The sequence below is a fragment of the Acidovorax sp. genome, assembly GCF_046314175.1.
In the GTDB taxonomy this organism is placed as follows: domain Bacteria; phylum Pseudomonadota; class Gammaproteobacteria; order Burkholderiales; family Burkholderiaceae_C; genus Acidovorax.
Map to the genome: position 1 here is coordinate 1 of NZ_JBKBXG010000185.1, position 3,762 is coordinate 3,762.

Below are 3,762 nucleotides of genomic sequence, written 5' to 3' on the forward strand. Positions count from 1 at the left end.
ACGCTCAGCTGTGGTCGAGCAAGTTGCCAATCTTTTATCGCAATCAGACCTGACTCTTGGCGTGCCGATTGAGAGCCGGATCAAATCACTAAGCTCAATAAACGAAAAGCTCCAGCGTAAGGCGATCTTGCTCACTTCTGTCAGCGAATTGCACGACCTAATCGGCGTGCGCGTCATTCTCCTGTTCAAGAGAGATCTGAATACAGCAGTGGGGCTACTTCGGAAGACTTTCGATGTGGAATCCATCGAGGACACCGGCAAGAGGCTCGGAGATGCGGAGTTCGGGTACCAGTCTCAGCATCTCATTCTGAAGATTCCGTCCACATGGACATCTGTGCCGAGCCTCTCAAACTTGAGCGATCTTTTCGTAGAGGTACAGGTTAGAACATTGGCGCAGCACATCTGGGCAGCTACGTCTCACAAACTGCAGTACAAGAGCGAGGTCGCAGTACCGCCGCCGATCCGTCGGGCTATAAATCGCGCGTCTGCGCTACTTGAGACAGTAGACCTAGAGTTTGACCGTGTGCTGGTAGAGCGCGAGACATACATCCAACAAGAATCGAAGAGTACGGACGCCGGAGCCCCACTTAACGTAGATTCGCTTGCGACACTCTTGGATCGACTCTTCCCGCCAGCTAACAAGTCTGAAGCCGAGCCATACGCACTCCTACTCGAAGAGCTCCAGAAGCTCGGCGTATCGACAGCAGCCGATTTTGAAAAGCTATTTGAGAAGTGGCACACCGATGTAGTTAAGAAAGAGGCTTCGCGCGTAGCAGCGGAGGCAAAGGAGGCAGAAGAAACGGGGGTCGAACCGACAGCGAGGGTCGCACGAGGAGTCTTCTTCACCCACGTAGGCCTTGCTCGCGCCGTGCTGCGAAATGAATTTGGCGATGAGGCCCTGCTAAAGCTATTTAAAGAGCGAATAAAAACAAAAAAGGCTTCGCCACGCCGCTCGGCAAGGGCCAACAATTCGGTCAAGCCGTCTCCGCTTCGCGGGTCGGCTTAACTCAGGCGTTGAGTGTCTGATATTCCTCAGCGCTATCGACTGCTTTAGCCGCAAGCAAACGGCGCTACTTACTCATCTCGCTATGTCACCAACAACACCAAGCGACATCCTGCACTTCTGGTTCACCGAACTCACACCCCAGCAGCACTTCGCCAAAGACGCCACCCTGGACGATTCCATCCGCACCCGCTTCGGCCCCATGCTGGAGGCCGCAGCCCGCTGTGAGCTATTCACTTGGCGAGCCACCCCAGAAGGCCGGTTGGCAGAAATCCTGGTGCTGGACTAGTTCTCGCGCAATGTGTACCGCGACACCGGCCGCGCCTTTGCGCAAGACGCACTGGCCCTTGCCCTTGCGCAAGAGCTGGTGGCCAGCGGGCAGGACCGCAGCCTGCCCATAGCGCAGCGCGTGTTTGCCTACATGCCGTACATGCACAGCGAATCTGCCGTGATTCATGAGCAGGCGCTCACGCTGTTCGCCAGCCGGGCATGGAAAACAACCTGAACTTTGAGCGTCGGCACAAGGCCATCATCGACCGCTTTGGGCGCTACCCGCATCGCAACGCGGTGCTGGGCCGCACCTCCACAGCCGAAGAACTGGCGTTTTTGAGCGAGCCAGGGTCATCGTTTTAGGCATCGCACCAATTCGCTATATTCTTCATAGCAATTCCTGCTTATCAAACAAGCGCTACAGGCCAATATGGCGGTCAATGAGACGCTCGATTAAACTGCGCCCATGCATCCCGCCATCGCCCAATACCGCCCAGGCATTGCCGCTATCTGCCAGCGCTACGGCATTCGGCGGTTGGAGGTGTTTGGCTCGGCGGCGCGAGCAAGTGACTTTGACCCCGCCCACAGCGACGCCGACTTTCTGGTGGAGTTTGCTCCGGGCGTTGAGCCAGGGCTCCACTCCATTTTTGGCGCCAAGGCCGACCTGGAAGCCCTGCTGGGCCGGGGCGTGGACCTGGTGGAACCCGGCGCTGTGCGCAACCCCTACGTGCTAGCCAACATCAACCGCCACCGAGAGGCTGTGTATGCAGCGTGACCCGCGCGCGTTTTTGTGGGATGTGCGCGACGCAGCTGCCGCCATTGAGTCTTTTACCCAGGGCATGGATGCAGCAGCCTATGGCGCCAACGCCATGGCCCAGGCGGCGGTAGAGCGCAAGTTTGAAATCATTGGCGAAGCACTCAACCAACTGTCCAAGCTGGATACGGCCATGGCCGCCCGCATTCCTGACCTGGCGCAGATCGTGGCGTTTCGCAACCAGCTCATCCACGGCTACGCCACGGTGAACGTGGGTACCGTGTGGAACATCACCCAAACGGCCCTGCCCGCCTTGCTACGCGCGGTAAAGACTCTGCTGGACGAGCAGGATTGAAACACGCCACCTTCGCCCACATACCGCCCGGCCGGCTGGCAGGCCCCCTGCAGTTGCTCCCCATCAACGCCACCGTAGTGTCCGTCCACACCGCCGATGGCGCACACGTAGGCTCGCTCAAGCTGGTTGGCGGGGTGTGGAAGTTCAAGGCCATGGGCTACGACGCTGCGGGCCGCATGGAGCCGGGCCATGGGCCGCTGACGGAACAGCACAACATGGCATTCGCCACGCTGGATGCCGCCGAGGTGAGTGCGCGGTTGCTGGGCGCGTTGGGAAGCAATCCGTAAGAAGCACTCGCACTCATGCATCAAACCCTTTTCTGCTTTCAATTTGATAGCAAAAAAGGCAATACCATCAGGCGGAAATGGCCAATTTTGCCTCTATTTCCGCTCCACCAACGCCCGCAACGGCTGCCCGCCCTTGGAGAGATGAAACACCAGCCCCATGGCCTGCACCTGCCAGCCTTGTTTGGCAACCGTGGGGGTGATCTGGAAACCCGCCATCACGCAATCGGTCGTGCGCACCTCGCCTGCTTCGGGCGGGCTGCCCAGCATCTGGGTGTAAGTCTGCGGCGGTTGCTGCGTCGGAGCTTGTTGCGGCTGCGCCCGCTGCCCCTCTTTCACCAGCACCAGGTACGCCCTTTCGCGCGCGATGGGGGCGGCGGGGTCGGCGCCGTCGGGGCGCAGGGTGAGGGGGAAGTCGGGCACGGGGGTGGCTGGGTCAAACACCAGCTGGGGCGTGAATTCGGCCTTGGTGGGTGCACCGTTGCTCTGGGCCCAGTGCAGGCGCAGGTAGGGAGGGGGTTCCTGGGCGGACCACATCAGGTGCACGTCGTTGCCGTGGGTGCAGTAGCTGGGGTGGGCCACGGGGTGGGGGTGCGTGGGCCATTGGCCGCCGCCGTGGCGCTGCTCCACGCGCAGCAGGCGGTTATCGGTGGTGCCCAGCAGTGACTGGGTGTAGATGAGCCCCACGCCGTGCAGCTGGTAACGCTGCACGGGCTGCACGGTGTGGGCCAGCGGCGGGTTGCTGGCGGGCAGCTCGCGGCGCTGGGCCACGTCGCGTGCGGCGGTTTGCAGGGCGCTTTGCGCCAGCAGGCTGGCGTAGATGGGCACGGCGGCGATGGCCAGGCCGGTGAGGCCCAGCACCAGGCTTTCAGCGCGCGAGAGTGCGGGCCGCACCCAACGCCCGGCCAGCACATGGCCGCCAAACCACACCACGGGGCCCAGGGTGTAGAGCGACAGCACAAACACGCCCAGCGCGGCGGGCCCACCGACGGCGCGCGCGGGCAGCAGCACGGCCGCCACCGCCAGCAGCGCGGCCAGCACCGACACCAGACGCACCGCCAGCCAGCTGCCCACGCGGCGGCTGGGCTTGAAGTAG

Annotated in this window: 5 protein-coding genes and 1 pseudogene; 5 read left to right on the forward strand and 1 reads right to left on the reverse strand. The window is 61.7% G+C overall.

Translation table 11 applies throughout. The features are described from left to right. From ACK4OE_RS25445 to ACK4OE_RS25465, 5 genes and pseudogenes are all read left to right on the forward strand, one after another. The coding region (locus tag ACK4OE_RS25445) for a GTP pyrophosphokinase family protein (RefSeq protein WP_409889206.1) at positions 1-1,006 on the forward strand (1,006 nt) is incomplete at its 5' end. Positions 1,007-1,088: 82 nt separating this feature from the next. Next, positions 1,089-1,636: pseudogene (locus ACK4OE_RS25450) on the forward strand (DUF924 family protein). A gap of 103 nt (positions 1,637-1,739) precedes the next feature. Next, entirely contained in the window at positions 1,740-2,048 is a 309-nt protein-coding gene (locus ACK4OE_RS25455) for a nucleotidyltransferase family protein (RefSeq protein WP_409889207.1), read from the forward strand. After that, positions 2,038-2,382, forward strand: a complete 345-nt coding sequence (locus ACK4OE_RS25460) for a DUF86 domain-containing protein (protein ID WP_409889208.1) — start codon at positions 2,038-2,040, stop codon at positions 2,380-2,382. The genes ACK4OE_RS25455 and ACK4OE_RS25460 overlap by 11 nt, the downstream gene beginning before the upstream one ends. Then, positions 2,379-2,669, forward strand: coding sequence for a hypothetical protein (locus tag ACK4OE_RS25465; RefSeq protein WP_409889209.1), 291 nt, complete (start codon positions 2,379-2,381; stop codon positions 2,667-2,669). The genes ACK4OE_RS25460 and ACK4OE_RS25465 overlap by 4 nt, the downstream gene beginning before the upstream one ends. 93 nt (positions 2,670-2,762) lie before the next feature. On the opposite strand, the gene ACK4OE_RS25470 is transcribed toward ACK4OE_RS25465, so the two are convergent. Beyond that, positions 2,763-3,762 (reverse strand): hypothetical protein (locus tag ACK4OE_RS25470; RefSeq protein ID WP_409889210.1); only part of this gene is annotated, 1,000 nt, incomplete at its 5' end.

Excerpts from the sequence above, each read along its gene's own strand:
- ACK4OE_RS25460 (WP_409889208.1), top strand. The coding sequence starts at position 2,038 with ATGCAGCGTGACCCGCGCGCGTTTTTGTGGGATGTGCGCGACGCAGCT.
- ACK4OE_RS25455 (WP_409889207.1), top strand. The coding sequence starts at position 1,740 with ATGCATCCCGCCATCGCCCAATACCGCCCAGGCATTGCCGCTATCTGC.